The organism is Bacillus sp. JZ105 (assembly GCF_053903125.1).
Genome location: NZ_CP096387.1, coordinates 2,636,602 through 2,655,343 on the forward strand (window position 1 = coordinate 2,636,602; position 18,742 = coordinate 2,655,343).

At 41.9% G+C, this 18,742-nt stretch carries 16 protein-coding genes; 1 reads left to right on the forward strand and 15 read right to left on the reverse strand.

Annotation, left to right across the window (positions count from 1 at the left end; all coding sequences use genetic code 11):
• Positions 1-109: 109 nt before the first annotated feature.
• The 12 genes from speD to M1D81_RS13610 all read right to left on the reverse strand — a co-directional run bounded on the left by speD (position 110) and on the right by M1D81_RS13610 (position 14,100).
• Positions 110-490 carry an adenosylmethionine decarboxylase gene (speD, locus tag M1D81_RS13555; RefSeq protein ID WP_003216492.1) on the reverse strand — a complete coding sequence of 127 codons (381 nt, stop codon included), beginning with the start codon at positions 488-490 and terminating at the stop codon, positions 110-112.
• 235 nt (positions 491-725) lie between these two features.
• Positions 726-1,748, reverse strand: a complete 1,023-nt coding sequence (locus M1D81_RS13560) for a glyceraldehyde-3-phosphate dehydrogenase (protein ID WP_024425707.1) — start codon at positions 1,746-1,748, stop codon at positions 726-728.
• A 172-nt stretch (positions 1,749-1,920) separates the two neighbouring features.
• Entirely contained in the window at positions 1,921-2,526 is a 606-nt protein-coding gene (gene coaE, locus M1D81_RS13565; protein WP_456266635.1) for a dephospho-CoA kinase, read from the reverse strand.
• A 13-nt stretch (positions 2,527-2,539) separates the two neighbouring features.
• Complete coding sequence (ytaF, locus tag M1D81_RS13570; protein WP_025092255.1) at positions 2,540-3,172, reverse strand: sporulation membrane protein YtaF; 633 nt, start codon at positions 3,170-3,172, stop codon at positions 2,540-2,542.
• Positions 3,173-3,345: 173 nt separating this feature from the next.
• A complete protein-coding gene (mutM, locus tag M1D81_RS13575) occupies positions 3,346-4,179 on the reverse strand; it encodes a DNA-formamidopyrimidine glycosylase (protein WP_456266634.1) in 834 nt (277 codons plus the stop codon).
• A 26-nt stretch (positions 4,180-4,205) separates the two neighbouring features.
• Positions 4,206-6,845 (reverse strand): DNA polymerase I, encoded by a 2,640-nt coding sequence (gene polA, locus M1D81_RS13580; RefSeq protein ID WP_024424786.1) that lies wholly within the window; start codon positions 6,843-6,845, stop codon positions 4,206-4,208.
• Between the two features lie 255 nt (positions 6,846-7,100).
• Positions 7,101-8,843, reverse strand: coding sequence for a two-component system histidine kinase PnpS (gene pnpS, locus M1D81_RS13585; RefSeq protein WP_456266633.1), 1,743 nt, complete (start codon positions 8,841-8,843; stop codon positions 7,101-7,103).
• Positions 8,836-9,564, reverse strand: a complete 729-nt coding sequence (locus M1D81_RS13590; protein ID WP_024424788.1) for a response regulator transcription factor — start codon at positions 9,562-9,564, stop codon at positions 8,836-8,838. The genes pnpS and M1D81_RS13590 overlap by 8 nt, the downstream gene beginning before the upstream one ends.
• Before the next feature lie 184 nt (positions 9,565-9,748).
• Positions 9,749-10,687, reverse strand: a complete 939-nt coding sequence (gene mdh, locus M1D81_RS13595) for a malate dehydrogenase (RefSeq protein WP_008356047.1) — start codon at positions 10,685-10,687, stop codon at positions 9,749-9,751.
• A 34-nt stretch (positions 10,688-10,721) separates the two neighbouring features.
• Complete coding sequence (icd, locus tag M1D81_RS13600) at positions 10,722-11,993, reverse strand: NADP-dependent isocitrate dehydrogenase (protein WP_024424789.1); 1,272 nt, start codon at positions 11,991-11,993, stop codon at positions 10,722-10,724.
• A 147-nt stretch (positions 11,994-12,140) separates the two neighbouring features.
• Positions 12,141-13,259, reverse strand: coding sequence for a citrate synthase (gene citZ, locus M1D81_RS13605; RefSeq protein ID WP_087978793.1), 1,119 nt, complete (start codon positions 13,257-13,259; stop codon positions 12,141-12,143).
• Positions 13,260-13,635: 376 nt separating this feature from the next.
• A complete protein-coding gene (locus M1D81_RS13610) occupies positions 13,636-14,100 on the reverse strand; it encodes a DUF441 domain-containing protein (protein WP_456266632.1) in 465 nt (154 codons plus the stop codon).
• Positions 14,101-14,204: 104 nt separating this feature from the next.
• On the opposite strand from M1D81_RS13610, the gene ytvI reads away from it, so the two are divergent.
• Entirely contained in the window at positions 14,205-15,323 is a 1,119-nt protein-coding gene (gene ytvI, locus M1D81_RS13615) for a sporulation integral membrane protein YtvI (protein WP_456266631.1), read from the forward strand.
• A gap of 26 nt (positions 15,324-15,349) precedes the next feature.
• On the opposite strand, the gene M1D81_RS13620 is transcribed toward ytvI, so the two are convergent.
• The 3 genes from M1D81_RS13620 to pfkA all read right to left on the reverse strand — a co-directional run bounded on the left by M1D81_RS13620 (position 15,350) and on the right by pfkA (position 18,586).
• The gene (locus tag M1D81_RS13620; RefSeq protein WP_456266630.1) at positions 15,350-15,739 is read right to left on the reverse strand and encodes an FxsA family protein; all 390 of its coding nucleotides are present in this window, start codon (positions 15,737-15,739) and stop codon (positions 15,350-15,352) included.
• Between the two features lie 99 nt (positions 15,740-15,838).
• Positions 15,839-17,599, reverse strand: a complete 1,761-nt coding sequence (gene pyk, locus M1D81_RS13625) for a pyruvate kinase (protein ID WP_456266629.1) — start codon at positions 17,597-17,599, stop codon at positions 15,839-15,841.
• Between the two features lie 27 nt (positions 17,600-17,626).
• Positions 17,627-18,586 (reverse strand): 6-phosphofructokinase, encoded by a 960-nt coding sequence (gene pfkA / locus M1D81_RS13630; RefSeq protein ID WP_024424794.1) that lies wholly within the window; start codon positions 18,584-18,586, stop codon positions 17,627-17,629.
• Positions 18,587-18,742: the final 156 nt, after the last annotated feature.

Below are 18,742 nucleotides of genomic sequence, written 5' to 3' on the forward strand. Positions count from 1 at the left end.
TATAGACAAGCTGGGGAATGTTGGATTTTTTATCAAAAAATATAAAAAGGAGCATAACACAAAGGCATTCAATGCTTTTGGCCAGCTCCCATTGCAATCTTTTTTATGTTTACAGTGCTTTGGCTTGTGCCTGTTTGACTTGTACAGGTCCCATGCCTCGAGGAATTTCGATGTTTTCTCTTGTTTCAGCACCTAATTCATCTCCGATATGATCTGCTGCAATATTCGGATCTAGGTCACCGCAAGTATAAACATCTATGCTCGCATAACCATGTTCAGGAAAGCTGTGAATTGTCAGATGAGATTCAGAAATAATGACAACTCCACTTACTCCTTGAGGTGCAAATTTGTGAAAAGCAACCTCTCTTACCTCAGCTCCTGATTTCAAAGCTGCATTTACAAACGTTTTTTCAATAAAATCCATGTCGTTCAGTTTATCACAGTCGCATCCCCATAGCTCGGAGATAACGTGACGTCCGATTGTTTCCATCATGGACCCCCCTTTAAACAAGAATGAAAGAGTGAAGTTCTAAGCAGCCGGACCGGACATATACCACGGGGGAAAGTTAGTCCTAAGAGGTCCTAACCCTTTAAGTATACCCGAATGAGTCTGCGAACAAGAAGTTCACGAAAAATAGTATACTTTGTTTAGACCCATTTTGCAAGCTGTGTTTTTAGTGGGATTTTCTCTCATTTCTTGAAAAGGGACGATCATCTTCTTCATTTCAAACAGCAGACAGCTCTTTCATTTGTGCGCCGACAAACTTCACAAGATCAACCACTCGGCATGAATAACCCCATTCATTGTCATACCATGCAAGAACTTTCACTTTTCTCCCTTCCATTACCATCGTTGTCAGTCCATCAACAACTGCTGAATAAGGATTCGTGTTAAAGTCTGTAGAGACTAGCGGCTCATCTGTGTAATCTAAAATACCGGCAAGAGAGGTTTTAGATGCATTCGAGAAGGCTGCATTGACTTCTTCTGCTGTCACATCTTTTTTCAAGTCAACAACAAGATCAACCATCGACACATTGGAAACTGGTACGCGGAGTGCAAGTCCATGCAATTTCCCTTTCATGTGCGGAAGCACTAAAGAAAGCGCTTTAGCGGCACCCGTCGTAGTTGGAATAATAGACTGAGCACATGCTCTCGCCCGGCGCAGATCCTTATGCGGGTTATCGATATTTTTTTGATCATTTGTATAAGCATGAACCGTTGTCATTAAACCATTGTCGATGCCAAATTCATCATCTAACAGTTTCACAACTGGTGCTAAACAGTTTGTTGTACAAGATGCGTTTGAAATAATGACGTGCTTTTCAGGATCAAGATCATCCTCATTGACACCCATCACAATCGTAATGTCTTCATTTTTACCTGGAGCTGTTAGAACGACTTTTTTCGCTCCGGCATCTATATGGCCCATCGCTTGATCTTTTGAATTAAATTTACCTGTTGCTTCAATAACGATATCAATCCCAAGCTCTCCCCATGGAAGCTGCTTTGGGTCTCTATTATTAAGCAAAAGCACTCTTTTGCCATTCACAATCAAGGCGTCATCTTCTGCTGTCACATCACATTCGTAACGTCCATGATTTGTGTCATATTTAATTAAATGTGCTAGCGTTTCGGCAGGATAGCTTGCGTTCACCGCTACAATTTGAATTTGATCATCAAGCATTGCTTTTCTGAAGACCATGCGTCCAATTCTGCCAAACCCATTGATCGCTGCTTTTACCTTCATGAACAGGTCACTCCTCTATTATGTGTTATACTTAATAAATTTATTTATGAAATTAGTATATCACATTAGAATGTAATTGCCAGTATATAAACGTATATTTTCTAAAAAGGGCTGTTCTTTTCAAAGGAAATCAGAATAAAGCATAAAAAAAGAAGAGTACGTGTATGTACTCTTACTTATCTGTATGTTCCCATTCATTTAATATGTTCTGCAATTGCTTTCTGATAAACGCGAGATCTTGTGTGTTCTCTATCACGCGGTCTGCTTGTCGACATTTCTCCTCAAGAGGCTGCTGAGAGTGAATACGATTCAGTGCTTCTTCCTCGCTGAGGTCATTTCGATTCATGAGCCGCGACAGCTGCAATTCGGGCGTTGTATACACCACAATGATCCGGTCGACGAGGCTTTCCAGCTGACTTTCAAACAAAAGCGGGATATCGAGAACAACGAAGGTTTCCTTCTGACTAACCCCTTCATCTCGCTGTTTGAGCATTTCTTTTCTCACTTCAGGATGAACAATCGCATTCAGCTGCTTTCTTTTCTCTTCATCAGAAAAAATGATGGCTCCAAGCTGCTGCCGGTTCAGCTCCCCATTTGGCAGGAGAACATCCTCACCAAAGGTTTGAACGATTTGTTGAAGAGCTGGTGTTCCTTTGGCAACCGCTTCTTTTGCAATGACATCTGCGTCCACGACCCGGATGCCCTGCTCTTTTATCATTTGCGAGACGGTGCTTTTTCCACTAGCAATCCCGCCTGTTAATCCAATGACAAGCGTCAATTGATTTCCTCCTTTACAGCTTCCACACCCCAATTAAAATGAGCAGAAGCCCTGGTAAGCATGCAAGTTTATCGATCCAGCGCCAATTTGCCAAGTAATGACCGGCGCGGAGCCCGATACACACAAAGAGTGAGCTCATCACGGCCACAGTGATACTCATGACAATTGGAGAAAAGCCTAGAATCGCAGCGCCAATCCCTGCGCCAAATGCATCAATGGATAAAGCAATCCCAAGAAGCACCGCTTCCATTCCATTGATCGTCCCAGAACGGTCAATATCTGCACTTGTCGGCTTTCGCAAAATTTGAATGACAAGACCAAGCGATTGCACTTCCACATTAAGCAATGTCTTTTCATGAAGAAGCAAATCACGCTCTTTCGCTGGTTTGTAAAATTGATAAAGGACCCAAAGACCAATGGCAATCAAAATGCCTCCACCAAGTTTATCTGTCACTGAGACAGGGAGGAATGTCGTCAGCAGGCTGCCAATCAGCATGGAAATGAGGAGCACAATCCCCGAACAGCATGCAATAATGACAATCGCTTTAAATGGAATTTTCATTTTACGAAGTCCATACGTAAAACCTACTGAAAAGCTGTCAATGCTGACTGCAATAGCTAAAAACAGGAGCGAAATCGAAATCATACCTGAACTCTTCCTTTCTGTTCATGCAACGATGATCAAGAGTCTCTAGGCGTTCTTAGACTCTTCTTCACTATATGAAGAGCAGGTGGGCTGTGTGTCAGTCTACACCTTGCTGAAAAATGAATGTTTTTTATCGTATGCACAGCAAAAAGGAAGCATGCTGATGGCTGATTTTATTGAGGACGTTTTTGGCAGGTTACACAAAAATGAGTGCCGCGCCCTCCGACTACTGTTTTCTCAATGATGCTTCCGCATGTTTGACAAGGCTCTCCCCGCCGGTCATACACAAGAAGCTGCAGCTGAAATGTGCCAATATCACCTTGTGAATTGATATATGAGCGAATCGTGCTGCCTCCTGCATCTACCGCCACTTGTAGTGTATCGATAATATGCCTGTGAAGCACTTTGCACGATTCAAGGCTGAGCTGATTCGCTTTTGTTTCTGGATGAATGCCTGCTTTAAACAACACCTCATCTACATAAATATTACCTAGTCCCACGACAATCTTTTGGTCAAGCAGCGCTGTTTTGACCACACGGGATGTTTTTTTCAATTGCTCCCATAAATATTCTGGAGTGAATTGATCATCAAAAGGCTCATACCCCAGCTGTGAGAGCGGGAGTTCCTTTTTTTCTTCACCCGGCTGAAATAAATGCATCGTGCCAAATTTACGCACATCATGGTACCGAAGCTCAGTACCATCTGTAAACGTAAAGACGACGTGTACATGTTTATCGTATGGCTCATGCGCTTCATGTACACGGTATTTCCCTTCCATCCTTAAATGGGAGACCATTACGTAGTGGTCTAAATGAAAGAGCAGGAACTTTCCTCTTCTTTCTATGGTTTGTATCGTTTCTCCTACCATCCTTCTTGCGAACTCTTCCGGCTCCCCAGGACGTTTGATGATATTTGGCCATTTGATATCGACCGTTTCAATCGTTTTTCCTTCGACTAACCGCTTGAGTGTGCGCCGGACGGTTTCAACTTCTGGTAATTCCGGCATGCTCCCCGCTCCTTTTTCTCTCTCTATTATTTTGCGTCGTACCAAGATGGGCCTGAAGCAAAATCAACTTTTAGCGGCACATCTAGCTGAAGTGCATTTTCCATGACTTCAGGGACAATTTTTTCGAGTATGGCAATTTCTTCTTTCGGCGCTTCGAAGATCAATTCATCGTGCACCTGTAATAAAAGATTTGCCTGCAAGTTTTCTTCTTTTAATTTACGCGCCATATCAATCATGGCTTTTTTAATAATATCAGCTGCGCTTCCTTGGATTGGTGTGTTCATGGCTGTTCGTTCGGCAAAGCTTTTGATATTAAAATTACGGCTTGTGATATCCGGGATATACCGTCTGCGTTTAAGAAGCGTCGTGACATATCCTTTTTGTTTCGCTTCCTGCACAATCTCTTCCATATAGGTTTTCACGCCTTTAAAGCTTGTTAAATAGCGTTCGATAAAGGCAGCTGCTTCTTTCCTTGTAATTCCAAGGTTTTGAGACAACCCATAATCACTGATCCCATATACAATTCCGAAGTTGACAGCCTTGGCTTGCCTTCTCATAGAGGAAGTCACTTCTTCTTCTGAGACATGGAACACATCCATCGCTGTCTTTGTGTGAATATCCATATCTTGCGTAAACGCTTCGATCAAATTCTCATCCTGAGAAATATGAGCGAGTACACGCAGCTCAATTTGTGAATAGTCAGCAGCAAACATGAGCCAGCCTTCTTTTGAAGGGACGAATGCTTGACGAATCTTTCGTCCTTCCTCTAAACGAATCGGGATATTTTGCAGGTTGGGATCTGTTGAGCTTAGTCTTCCTGTTTGCGTGAGCGCTTGATTAAATCGTGTATGCACTTTATGGGTATCCTTGCGCGTTACTTTCATTAAGCCTTCCACATAGGTCGATTGGAGCTTTCCAATTTGGCGGTAATGCAGAATGGACCGAATGATCTCGTGCTTATCTTCAAGCTTTTCAAGAACATCCGCAGATGTCGAGTAGCCCGTCTTTGTCTTTTTAATAATCGGCAGGCCTAATTTTTCAAAAAGAATCACGCCAAGCTGTTTAGGAGAATTGATGTTAAACGTTTCACCTGCTAAGCGGTGAATGGTTTCTTCATATTCTTTCAGCTTTTTCGTTAACTCTTCACCCATCTTCTCTAGGCGCTCAATATCTACCTTTACCCCAAGGGATTCCATTTCACCTAAGATGAGGGCAAGCGGCAGCTCTAAGTCTTCATATAGTTCATGCTGATCATTTTTTTCTAGCGCTTCAAGTGTTAAATCATGCAGAGCAGAGATCGCCGCTGCTTTTCGTCCAAGATGTTCCTTCAGTTCATCTTCAGGTGGAATCGCCTGCTTTGCTCCTTTTCCGTACACTTTTTCATCAGAAAGAGCGATGTTAAGACCATATTCCTTCGCCACACTTGCGACGTCCTCATACGATTTCTGAGGGTTGACGACATAGGAAGCGAGCAGAACATCGTTATCGACACCTTTTAGATCGACATCGTGCCATCTGAGGGCGACAACTGCTCTTTTTGAATCAAAGACCCATTTCTTCTTCGTTTCATCCTGTACCCATTGTTTAAATGCATCTGATTGAAGCGCATCTTCTTTCGTGATAAAAAACGCACCATTTTCATTATGGATCGCAAAACCAATCAAATCTGCTTCATGATAATTATCTCCAAGCTGTTCTACCACAAGGGCGGCATGATCTGTCAGCATCTCATCCGTTACTTCGGTCATTTTTTTCACTTCTAATGCTTCTACTTCGACCTGTTCACCTGTTTCTGGTGCTTCTCCTAGACGTTCTAGCAGCGTTTGAAAGCCTAGTTCTTTATAAAGAGAGATCACTTGATCCATATGAGGACCTTCATATGCGAGATCCTTGCTTGATACATCAATTGGCGCTTCTACAAGAATCGTTGCGAGTTTTTTACTCATCACTGCCTGCTCTTTATATTCTTCAAGCTTTTCTTTGAGTTTTTTCCCGCTGACTTCGTCAATATGTTCAAGCAGGTTTTCAACCGTTTCAAACTGCTTTAACAATTTAATCGCTGTTTTTTCACCTACACCTGGCACCCCTGGGATATTATCTGAGGAATCTCCCATCAAACCTTTCATATCGATGATTTGATCTGGGCGCAGGCCATATTTCTCTTCAATATGAGCCGGTGTGTAATATTCTACTTCTGTAATGCCTTTTTTCGTAATTGCTACCGTCGTATGGTCTGTTGAGAGCTGCGTTAAGTCCTTATCTCCTGAGAAAATTTTGACTTCAAAGCCGTCTTTTTCTGCCTCCACAGCCAATGTCCCGATAATATCGTCTGCCTCGTATTGAGGAAGCTCGTACCTTTTCACCTGATAGGCATCTAATAGTTCACGGATAAACGGCATTTGTTCTGATAGCTCTGGCGGCGTTTTTTGTCTTCCGCCTTTATATTCTTTAAATGTCTCGTGGCGGAACGTTGTTTTTCCCGCATCAAATGCGACAAGCATATGGGTTGGCTTCTCGTCCTCGAGCATCTTCATTAAGATCATCGCAAAGCCATAAATGGCATTTGTATGGACGCCTTTATCATTTGATAATAGCGGCAATGCAAAAAAGGCTCGATATGCGAGACTGTTTCCATCCACTAGTACTAATTTCTTTTTGTCTGTCATGTTTTAATCCTCCATCGGCTGAGCCATTTCAGCCGTCTCTTTCACACATTGTATCATCATTTTATCAAAGTTTATTTTGAAAAGAAAATAGTCGAACCTGCATAAAAAAAGGGACGAAAACAACAAGTGTTTTCGTCCTTACAAAATTGGCTCCTTGGATGAAGGGGTTCCTATTCATCCTACCAATGATTGTTTAACTAAACATGAATCCATTGTAAAGATCATGTAAATTTTAACGTGACTTTCCTTTTTTCCCTATTTTGATTTCAGGCTCACTGTAAAAGTCGTTCCTTTGCCTTGTTTGCTATGGACCGAAATCGTCCCTTCATGCGCCTCCACAAGGTGTTTGACAATGGCAAGACCAAGTCCTGTACCGCCTGAATTTCTACTTCTATCTTTATCAATTCGATAAAATCTCTCAAATATTCTTGGAATCTCGCTTTTCTTCATGCCGATTCCTGTATCTGCTACATCAAATTCATAGGCGCCTTTCCGCGGTCTTGCCGAAATGGTGACACTCCCTCCCTCTGGTGTATAGGTAAGGGCATTGTTCACGAGATTGAGGAAGATTTGCTTTAACCTCAGCGGATCTGCCATCACATAGACAGGCTCTTTCGGGATTCGCACTTGTAATTGAATGCCTTTTTCTGCGGCCTTTTGTTTTAAAAGGACTTCAATCTCTTGAATGATTTCTGTCGCATTGGCGTCTTGAATATTCAGTTTGAAATGCTGCTGCTCGATTTTGGAAAGATCGAGTAAATCTTGAATCAGAGTTTCGAGACGGACACTCTCTTTTAGAATGATGGAAAGGAATTGTGTCAGCGCTTCTTTGTCATCAATCGCTCCATCAAGAAGAGTTTCGGAGAATCCTTTAATCGACGTAATCGGTGTCTTTAATTCGTGAGACACATTGGCGACAAAATCTTTTCGCATCTGCTCCAGCTGCTTTGTTTCTGTCACGTCATGAAATACAAGGACAATTCCTTTCCATTCATCGTCTGTACTTAAAATGGGAACACCATCCACCTGGAAGTAGCGCCGTTCAATGTCAACGGCCAGGCGTAAAAACTTCCGCACCTTCGTTTCTGTCATAAAAATTTCGTCAATCAGCTCAATAATTTCTTCATGTGTAAATGCTTCATGGTACAGCTTGTGCATGTAAATGTGCTTTTGCACCTTAAACTGCTTGCGGAAAGTTCGATTGACTAGGTTAATATACCCCATCTTATCAATCAAAATAATTCCTGCACCGATGTTTTCAATGACTGTTTGCAGACGGTCCCGCTGCATTTCCCCAGTACTAGTCATTTCTTGAAGGCTTTCTGCCAGGCGCTTCATTGAGGTGTTAAGCTCACTTGTTTCAATGATGAGCTCTTCATAATGATTGGTATCATAGTTCCCGCGTTCCAGCTGTTTGGCTACCTTTGTGGCATAATCTATCGGTTTTACATATTTCATCGACATGCGGTATCCAAAGAAAACGATAATAATAATCGCCGAGCCAAGACAAACGGCTAATGCGAGCCAAAGCTGGCCGTCAATTTCATTTAAAGGCTGGAATGACGCATGGAGAAATAAATAACCCACCGGTTTGTTTTGTTTCAGGATAGGGACGGCGTAATGAAACAGCGCATCCTTCTCATCCTCAATGACGACGCCTTTTGTTTGAAGGCGTTCATTGTTCAGTGTGTTTTGAATGATGCCCCTTTGCTCCGCTTGACCCGTTGTATGTATGATATTCCCCTTCAGGTTCACAATTGACGCATTCATATCGAGATGCTGCTTTGCCTGATTGAGGATCTCCTTGTTTTGCTTCGCCTGCAGATCATCACCATCCATGGAAGAAAGAAGAAAGCTCGATTCATTTTCCATTCGTTCCGTTAATTTTGTTTCATAAAAAACATGGAACATGTGATCCAAAAAAAGGCCAAGCGCAACAAACACAATAAAAAGGAGAAAAATAAGTCCCGAAAACAAGCGGGTTCGAATTTTACTCATTTGGCTTTGGCTCCTCCAATTTGTAGCCTAAGCCGCGAATGGTTTTAATGTATGTTGGTTTTTTCGTATTCTTTTCAATTTTGTCCCGCAAGTGGCTGATATGTACATCCACAATACGAGTGTCACCTGCAAAGTCATAATTCCAAACGGCACTTAACAGCAGATCACGTGTGAGGACACGTCCTTTATGCTTGGCCAAATAAAGCAGCAGTTCAAATTCCTTCGGCGTAAGCTCTAGGCGTTCTTCTTGGAAGTAGACTTCGTAGTGTTCTGGTAAAATGCGCAGTTCACCAATTTTGATTTGGTCTGCAATGATCTCTTCCTTCTCCTCTTGCGCGGGGACAGGCTGAGATTGCTGCGCTCTTCTCAAGATGGCTTTTACCCGAGCACCCACTTCTCTAGGACTGAATGGCTTTGTCATGTAATCATCGGCTCCAAGCTCAAGGCCGAGCACCTTATCAAATTCATCGTCCTTTGCTGTCAGCATTAAAATAGGGAACATCATTTTTTGAATTCTCAGTTGTTTGCACACTTCAATACCGTCCATCTTCGGAAGCATTAAATCTAATACAATGAGATCAGGCTGTTCACTTGCTGCTTTTTCAAGTGCTTCTTCCCCATCTCTTGCTGTGACGACATCATAGCCCGCCCTTTCAAGGTTATAGCTTAGAAGTGTTACAATCGATTCTTCATCATCCACAACTAATATTTTTTTATTCATGTTGTGCCTCCAATTAGTGATTTCCCCTGCATCCGTTTTTTGTATCTTATGTGAAAAGCGAGAAGTCATGCTTTCTCTTTCATTTTAACGAAAGCTTAACAAGAGGACAATTTAAAATTTCGACAAGATTGGTTTTGTAAACAAAAAGAAGGCCCCTCATAAGAGAAGCCTTCTTTTTTTCATATTAAGACAATACTTTCATGACGTTCTTAACAGATTCAACAGAACGGTCAAGCTGACTTCTTTCTTCTTCTGTCAACTCAAGCTCAATGATCTGCTCAAGGCCGTTTCCACCTACGATTGTTGGTACTCCAAGGTAAATGCCTTCGTAGCCATATTCACCTTCAAGGTATGCAATCGTTGGGATGACGCGGCGCTGATCTTTTAGAATCGCCTCAACCATTTCTACGAGTGAAGCAGCAGGTGCATAATAGGCACTACCGTTACCTAATAGGTTTACGATTTCGCCGCCGCCTTTTCTTGTTCTTTCAACAATCGCATCAATACGATCTTTTGGAATCAATGTTTCAAGCGGGATACCGCCTGCATAAGAGTAACGAACAAGCGGAACCATGTCATCGCCATGTCCACCAAGGACAAAGCCCGTCACATCTTTGACAGATAGGTTTAATTCTTGAGCAACAAACGTACGGAAGCGTGCTGTATCAAGAATGCCCGATTGTCCAATGACTTTTTCTTTTGGTAATCCTGATTCTTTATAAACTGCATATGTCATTGCATCAACAGGGTTTGTTAACACAACAATAATGGCTTCTGGAGAATATTTAACGATTTCGCGTGTCACGCTGCGCATGATTTTTTCATTTGTGGACACGAGATCGTCACGGCTCATTCCCGGCTTTCTTGCAATTCCTGCCGTAATGACCACGACATCAGAACCGGCTGTATCTTCGTAGTTAGAAGTGCCTGTAATATTCGCATCGAAGCCTTGAACAGGGCTTGCTTCCAGCATATCAAGAGCTTTCCCTTTTGTTGGGTTCTCAAGCTGCGGGATATCAACTAATACGACATCCGCTAATTCTTTTTGAGCCGTTAGAAATGCTGTAGTTGCTCCAGTAAAACCTGCTCCGATGACAGATACTTTTTTACGCTTGTTTGCCATTTCCTTTTTCCCCTTTAACTATAAAGTTTAAGAATCAAGACAAGTTTTTGATGAGCTCGTCAGCAAACTCAGAACATTTTACTTCTGTTGCGCCATCCATTAATCTAGCAAAATCGTATGTGACGACTTTAGATGCAATTGTTTTTTCAACAGATTGAATCACTAGATCAGCTGCTTCCTGCCAGCCAAGGTGCTCAAGTAAAAGCACGCCTGATAGAAGAACAGAAGATGGATTCACTTTATCAAGACCAGCATATTTTGGTGCTGTTCCGTGAGTCGCTTCAAAAATAGCGTGTCCTGTTTCGTAGTTGATGTTCGCACCTGGTGCGATACCAATTCCACCAACTTGTGCTGCAAGTGCATCAGAGATGTAATCTCCATTTAAGTTCATTGTAGCCACAACATCGAACTCAGCTGGACGAGTTAGGATTTGTTGAAGGAAAATATCTGCAATGCTGTCTTTGACAATGATTTTGCCAGCAGCTTCTGCTTCACTTTGCGCTTTGTTTGCCGCATCTTTTCCATCTTGTTCTACAATACGATCATATTGTGCCCATGTAAAGACTTTGTCGCCAAACTCTTTTTCAGCCACTTCGTAGCCCCAGTTTTTGAAGGCACCTTCTGTAAATTTCATGATGTTTCCTTTGTGAACAAGCGTCACAGATTTACGGCCTTGGTCAATTGCATATTGGATAGCCGCTCTGACAAGACGGGATGTACCCTCTTCAGAAACTGGCTTGATTCCGATACCTGACGTTTCTGGGAAACGGATTTTGTTCACACCTAATTCGTTTTTCAAGAAGTCAATTAACTTCTTCACTTCGTCTGAACCTTTTGCATACTCGATACCAGCATAGATATCTTCTGTGTTCTCACGGAAGATCACCATATCTGTGTCTTCTGGACGTTTCACAGGAGAAGGTACGCCTTTGAACCAGCGAACAGGACGTAAGCATGTGAATAAATCAAGCTCTTGTCTAAGTGCCACGTTTAATGAACGGATTCCTCCGCCAATTGGTGTTGTTAGTGGTCCTTTAATCGCAATTAAGTATTCACGAATGTCTTCAAGCGTTTGCTCAGGAAGCCACTCTCCAGTTTTATTGTAAGCTTTCTCACCTGCATATACTTCTTTCCAAGTGATTTGCTTTTCACCTTTATATGCTTTTTCTACAGCTGCTTCAAGTACTCTTGATGCTGCTTTCCAAATGTCAGGACCGATTCCGTCCCCTTCGATAAACGGGATAATTGGATTATTTGGTACATTCAATACGCCGCCAGTAACTGTAATTTTTTCGCCTTGTGACAATGATATTACCTCCCAGGTTATGTAGTGAATATTTGAAACTTCTTGGCTTGATGTCTGCAAACAAAGAAGTTTTTCACGTGATTCGTTTTTTGTTGATATGGAGGCTGATAAGCCTTTTGAAATCAGCCCCCGCTTATTCTATAAACATTAGTCTCTTTCACTGATCGGAACAAAGGTTTGAAGATCAGGTCCAATGTAGTCAGCTCTTGGACGGATGAGTCGGTTGTTATCATATTGCTCTAGAATGTGAGCAATCCATCCAGAGAATCGGCTGATCACGAAAATTGGTGTAAACAAGTCATGATCAATGCCAAGACTGTGATATACAGATGCAGAATAAAAATCAACATTTGGTGGAAGATTTTTCTCTGATGTCACGATTTCCTCTGCGCGAACAGACATTTCATACCATTTCGGCTCGCCAGTGAGGTTTGTTAAACGCTGGCTCATTTCTTTTAGATGCTTTGCACGCGGGTCACCTTGGCGGTATACACGGTGGCCAAAGCCCATAATTTTTTCTTTCTTCTCTAGCTTACCATGAATATAGGAATCTACGTTTTCAACTTCGCCAATTTCTGAAAGCATCTTCATCACGCCTTCATTAGCGCCGCCATGAAGCGGTCCTTTCAGCGCACCGATCGCCGCTGTCACACCAGAGTAGATATCTGATAGTGTAGCAACACATACACGTGCTGTAAATGTCGATGCGTTTAATTCATGATCCGCATGTAGAATAAGTGCCTTATCAATGGCTTCAATTTCTACTGGTGACGGCTCTTCGCCATTTAGCATATACAAGAAGTTTGCAGCATAGCTGTATTCTTCTTTTGGCTGTACAGGCTCAAGTCCTTTGCGAATGCGTGAAAACGCAGCGACTAGTCCAGATATTTTCGCCTGTAAGCGAATCGCCTTTCTGTAATTTGCTTCTTTGTCCATAACCTCTGATTCGTCATCAAGTAAACCTAGTAAAGATACTGCTGTACGAATCGCAGACATTGGATGAACCCCATCCAGCGAATAAGATTTAAAATGCTCAATGATTTCTTGCGGAATCTGAGCATTTTCATTGAGCTGCTGTTTTAATTCACTCAGCTCCTGCTCATTCGGCAGCTTTAAGTGCCATAACAGGTAGACAATTTCTTCGAATGTAGCTTTTTCAGTTAAATCATCGATATTGTACCCTACATAAGTAAGAGTATCATCAATAATTGAGCTTACGGATGAAGTTGTTGCCACGATACCTTCAAGACCTCTTGTTGCTGTCATGTTCAATCTCCCCTTTTTAAAAAGATTCCCCTTCGTTGCAGAATTCTCACTTTTTGAAAGCGCTATCCAATCCGAATAAGATGACAGGCTCAGAAAAGAAAATGCTTACATTTACCTATACGGTTAGAGCGCTTTTAGCCTCATATCTCTTGTGTGATCAATGAGTTCAAAATTAAGCCTATTCCCATTATAAACAATAATCAGACATTTGTTAAATGTTTAACTATAATTTTTTTTGATATTTTTTTCTTCAGTCTCCCATATCAGGCATGGAATAAAGGGATTTTGCTTCTTTTAATATATTTAATTATGTTTTTTTGCAAAAGCTCACGCAAGAAAAAATTTAAAAAAGAAAGTGGCAGGAACCACTCTCTTTTCACCCGCTGAAAAATTTCACAGCCTGCATCGCCAAATAAGCAATTCCTGCCCCGATAAGCGGCCCAACAGCCACTCCTTTAAATAAGCTGACTGCCAAAATGGTGCCGAACACAAGCGCTGCCGTAATATGCGGATCATTTTCGAGCAGCACAATCCCGTTTTTTGCAATTAATGCTACTAATATACCCGCTCCAAGAGCTATCCAAGCATAGGAAGATTTCATCGCTTCTCCAAGCTGCTTAAATCCAATGTCACCTGTTGCAATCGGGACCAGCACAGCAATGGTAATAACAGTGACTCCCCAATTAATGCCTTTAGATTGGAGAACCGGGAAAACTTTTTGATCCAGGCCAATCAGCTTAATCGCGATCAGCACAGAGACCGCTACAATTAACGAATTGTTTTTTGCAATAAGTGCAATAACGAGTAAAAGTACCAAAAATAAATTTGCTTGAGTAAACATACGCCGCTCCTTTCTTTCTTTCTTTTTATTGCGACCTTTTCATATTACTAATCTTTTTGAATAAAATGAAGTATCGGACATGCTTGTTTTTTGGAGGGGATTGTGTGAATCACGCCTATGTGGCCATTTTTCTGCGCAGTTTGATGATGATCAGCATTGCTGTTTTTGCTGTTGTCTTTTTATATCAGTCTTTTCCGTTTTTATATCCTTTTTGGATTGCCCTTATTGTGTCTTGTTTGATTCATCCTGCCGTATGCAAAATCGAAGAGATCACCGGGATGCCGAGAGGATTTGTTGTGGTCATTGTGCTCTTGCTCTTTTTAGTCGCAGCCGCCGGCTTAATGACGCTTTTAGTAGCGGAAATCATTTCAGGAAGTGCTTATTTGGCAAAGGTGCTGCCCCGCCACCTTGATCAAATGATTGGTATTATAGAGCAATTTTTCACAGACAAGATTCTGCCTTTATATCATGATGTGACGGCCCAATTTAATACGCTTCAAGCAGGTCAAAAGGAATCAATTTTGGGACAAATTCAAGCACTCGGTGATGAAGCGGCCGCAAAAATCGGGACTTTTCTTTCAAAAACACTTGAGCTTATTCCGGCTTTTTTAGGTCTTTTGCCTGATGCAGCAGCCACTCTGTTATTTTCTGCTCTGGCAACTTTTTTTATCACAAAAGACTGGTTTACGTTAAAAACATATGGCTCACGTATCTTTCCCGCAAAATGGATGCAGCATACACGCGCCATATTATCTGAAATCAAAAAAGCCATTACCGGCTTTATGAAAGCCCAGCTCCTGCTTGTGGCCATGACGATTGGTATTGTATTGATTGGACTCATCATTTTAAAGGTTAAGCATGCCTTCGTAATCGCTCTATGTATCGGGCTCGTCGATTTACTTCCATACATCGGGAGCGGCACTGTTTTTCTACCGTGGATCATTTATTCTGCTATGACAGGAAATCTTTCCCTTGCCATTGGACTGGGCATTTTGTATATTGTCGTCCTCATTCAAAGACAAATATCAGAGCCAAAAGTCTTAAGCAAATCCATCGGACTTAATCCTTTAGCAACGCTTGTGGCGCTATTTGTCGGGTTAAAATGGTTTGGTTTTCTTGGACTTGTAATTGGCCCAGCTTCCCTTGTCGTGTGGCAGGCGTTCCGTAATGCAGGAGTTTTCAGAGATATTTATGAGTACATTCGGTATGGCATGCAAAAATAAAAGAGACCTTCAGGCTGAAGGTCTCTTTAACGAATGATCGTGTAGCGGTTACGATTAGACAGGTTTCTAAGCCAGCGTTCAAAGAGCGGCTTGATTCCCTTTCTCGTCACCGGAATGAGCAGCAAAGCCCCAATGAGATCCGATAAGAAGCCTGGAATGAGCAGCAGCAGACCGCCAATCAGAATACAAAAACCATCGACAATCGCTCCCCCTGGCATCTTTCCATATTGCAAATCTCGCTGCACTTTTTGGAAGGCTTCTATTCCTTGTTTTCTTGCGAAATAAGCACCTAATGCACTTGTCAGAACGATGAGCAGCATGGTTGGCAAAATGCCAATGACTTTACTTGAGATTAAAAATAAACTAATTTCCACCGCAGGGAACAGAATTAATAATAGTAGAAAATATTTCTTCAACCATATCACCTCATGGGGTATCTTTCATCGAAAGCTGTTTACTTTTTTTAGTGTAACATAAAAAAAGAGAGGAGTCAGACAACTCCCCTCTTGGATGTTTTAAAGGACGCTTGCACGGCCTTTGTAGATCGCTCCGCGTGCTGGATCTACTGTAATCTCTTCGCCTTCTTTTAAAAGTGTCGTGGCGCTGTCAAGACCAACAATCACTGGAATGCCGAGGCTTAGTCCTACAACTGCTGCATGGCTTGTTAAACCACCTTCTTCTGTGATAAGGGCAGATGCTTTTTCTAAAGCTCCCATCATATCACGATCTGTGCAGTTTGCAACTAGGATCGCACCATCGTACATTTTTTCTTCTGCTTCTTTTCCGCTTTGTGCAACGACAACCGGTCCAAATGCAGATTTACGGCCAATCCCTTGACCTTTCGCAATGATGTCACCGACAACATATACTTTCATTAAGTTCGTCGTACCTGTTTCACCAACTGGCACACCTGCTGTAATGACGATTAAATCGCCGTGTCTTACATAGCCTGTTTCAATTGACTTTTCTACTGCATTCTCAAGCATTTCATCAGTAGACGTCGTTTTTGATCCGCTCTTTGCAAATACACCGAATACGAGTGAAAGCTTTCTCGCTACAGATTCGTTTGCAGTAACTGCTACGATTGGTGCTTTTGGTCTATATTTTGAAATCATTCTTGCTGTATGTCCGCTTTCTGTCGGTGTCACAATGGCTGCTACATCAAGCTTCATTGCTGTATGTGCAACAGATTGACCGATCGCGTCTGTAATGCTGACTTCTACTTCTTCGCTTCTGCGAGAAAGAATGGCTTTATAGTTTAGTGCTTCTTCTGAACGTGATGCAATGTTATGCATTGTTTGTACGGCTTCTACTGGATATGTTCCTGCTGCTGTTTCACCAGAAAGCATAATCGCATCTGTGCCGTCAAAAATAGCATTTGCCACGTCACTTGCTTCCGCACGGGTAGGACGAGGGTTACGCTGCATGCTGTCCAGCATTTGAGTCGCTGTGATGACAGGCTTGCCTAAACGATTGCATTTTTTGATCAGCATTTTTTGAACAAGCGGTACTTCTTCTGCCGGGATCTCTACACCAAGATCTCCACGCGCAACCATTAAACCGTCAGATACCTCAAGGATCTCGTCGATGTTATCAACACCCTCTTGGTTTTCAATCTTAGGGATGATTTGAATATCAGTCGCATTGTTCTTTTCAAGAAGCTCACGAATTTCAAGAACATCAGAAGCTCGTCTCACAAAAGAAGCAGCGATGAAATCGACGCCTTGTTCAATTCCAAACAGAATATCATTGGCATCCTTTTCTGTAATACCTGGCAGGTTCACACTGACGCCAGGTATGTTGACGCCTTTTTTGTTTTTGAGCGTGCCTGTATTCATGACTTTCGTGACGATTTCTTTACGGTCCAGGTTAATTTCTTTTACTTTTAAACCAATCAGACCATCATCTAATAGAATCGTTGAGCCTACTTCTACATCATGAATTAAATCTTCGTATGTCACACTAATTTTTTCCGTATTTCCAACAATGTCTTCCATACTCACGATAAGATCAGCACCAGCGACTAGCTCAATTGAGCCGTTTTCAACTGTACGTGTACGGATCTCTGGACCTTTTGTATCTAGAAGGATCGCAATGTCCTTGCCTAATGTTTTACCTGCTTTACGTATGTTTTCAATGCGTGCACCATGCTCTTCAAAATCTCCATGGGAGAAGTTGAGTCTGGCTACATTCATTCCTGCTTCAATCAATTCAGTCAGCTTTTCAATGCTTTCACTTGCTGGACCGATTGTACAAACGATTTTTGTCTTTCTCATTACTGTTCCTCCTAAGGTCTTCTCGTTTTATATAGAGAGCTCTTGTGAAAGTCGGTACATATTTTTATCGACTGTATGTTTTTTATCTAAGATTTCTAAAATATCGTGATGAACGAGTTCATTGCTTTGAATGCCTACACAGCGTCCGCCTTGTCCTTCAAGAAGAAGCTCGACTGCATATGCTCCTAAACGGCTTGCCAGCACTCGGTCAAACGCACTCGGAGAACCTCCGCGCTGAATATGTCCTAGGACAGATACACGTGTTTCAAGGCTTGTCTCCTCTTCAATCCGCTTACCAAATTCAACACCGCTGCCTACGCCTTCTGCAACGATGATGATACTATGCTTCTTGCCGCGTTCGTGACCTCTTCTTAACCTAGCAATAATTTCATCCATGTCATAGTCTGCTTCAGGAATCAAAATAGATTCGGCTCCGCCCGCAAGACCTGACCAAAGAGCAATATCACCAGCATGTCTTCCCATTACTTCCACTACGTATGTACGTTCATGAGATGTGGCTGTATCACGAATTTTATCAATGGCATCAATGACAGTATTCAGTGCTGTATCAAAGCCAATAGTGAAATCAGTACCTGGGATATCGTTGTCAATCGTGCCTGGAACACCTACACATGGAAAACCGAGCTCTGTTAATTTCTTTGCTCCCATAAATGACCCGTCTCCACCAATGACTACAAGTCCTTCAATACCGAATTTTTTTAAGTTTTCAATTCCCTTTTCACGACCTTCAACTGTCTTGAATTCAGGACATCTTGCCGTGTAAAGTTTTGTTCCTCCACGATGAATGATATCGCCTACTGAACCTATTTCGAGTTTCTCAATTTTACCGTTAATTAGACCTGAGTATCCATTATAAATACCGTAAACTTCAACATTATGGTAAATTGCTTTCCTTACAACTGCGCGCACAGCTGCATTCATTCCTGGGGAATCCCCACCGCTTGTTAAAACTCCTATACGCTTCATCTTTTTCACCTCAGAGACCATATATGAATTAAACATACCATTTCCACTGCTTGAAAACAATCATGAGCAAATTTGGATGTTTTCAATACGAATTTCTAAAACCGTACTTATTATACAATTAAATAAACTGTTTTTAAACAAAAGTTAAGAACGTCA

Bases quoted from the DNA above. Each gene is read 5' to 3' on its own strand.
- M1D81_RS13590 (WP_024424788.1), bottom strand. From the start codon at position 9,564: ATGAATAAAAAAATATTAGTTGTGGATGATGAAGAATCGATTGTAACA.
- M1D81_RS13610 (WP_456266632.1), bottom strand. From the start codon at position 14,100: ATGTTTACTCAAGCAAATTTATTTTTGGTACTTTTACTCGTTATTGCA.
- pfkA (WP_024424794.1), bottom strand. From the start codon at position 18,586: ATGAAGCGTATAGGAGTTTTAACAAGCGGTGGGGATTCCCCAGGAATG.
- M1D81_RS13560 (WP_024425707.1), bottom strand. From the start codon at position 1,748: ATGAAGGTAAAAGCAGCGATCAATGGGTTTGGCAGAATTGGACGCATG.
- citZ (WP_087978793.1), bottom strand. From the start codon at position 13,259: ATGACAGCAACAAGAGGTCTTGAAGGTATCGTGGCAACAACTTCATCC.
- speD (WP_003216492.1), bottom strand. From the start codon at position 490: ATGGAAACAATCGGACGTCACGTTATCTCCGAGCTATGGGGATGCGAC.
- ytaF (WP_025092255.1), bottom strand. From the start codon at position 3,172: ATGATTTCGATTTCGCTCCTGTTTTTAGCTATTGCAGTCAGCATTGAC.
- polA (WP_024424786.1), bottom strand. From the start codon at position 6,845: ATGACAGACAAAAAGAAATTAGTACTAGTGGATGGAAACAGTCTCGCA.
- mdh (WP_008356047.1), bottom strand. From the start codon at position 10,687: ATGGCAAACAAGCGTAAAAAAGTATCTGTCATCGGAGCAGGTTTTACT.
- mutM (WP_456266634.1), bottom strand. From the start codon at position 4,179: ATGCCGGAATTACCAGAAGTTGAAACCGTCCGGCGCACACTCAAGCGG.
- pnpS (WP_456266633.1), bottom strand. From the start codon at position 8,843: ATGAGTAAAATTCGAACCCGCTTGTTTTCGGGACTTATTTTTCTCCTT.
- pyk (WP_456266629.1), bottom strand. From the start codon at position 17,599: ATGAGAAAGACAAAAATCGTTTGTACAATCGGTCCAGCAAGTGAAAGC.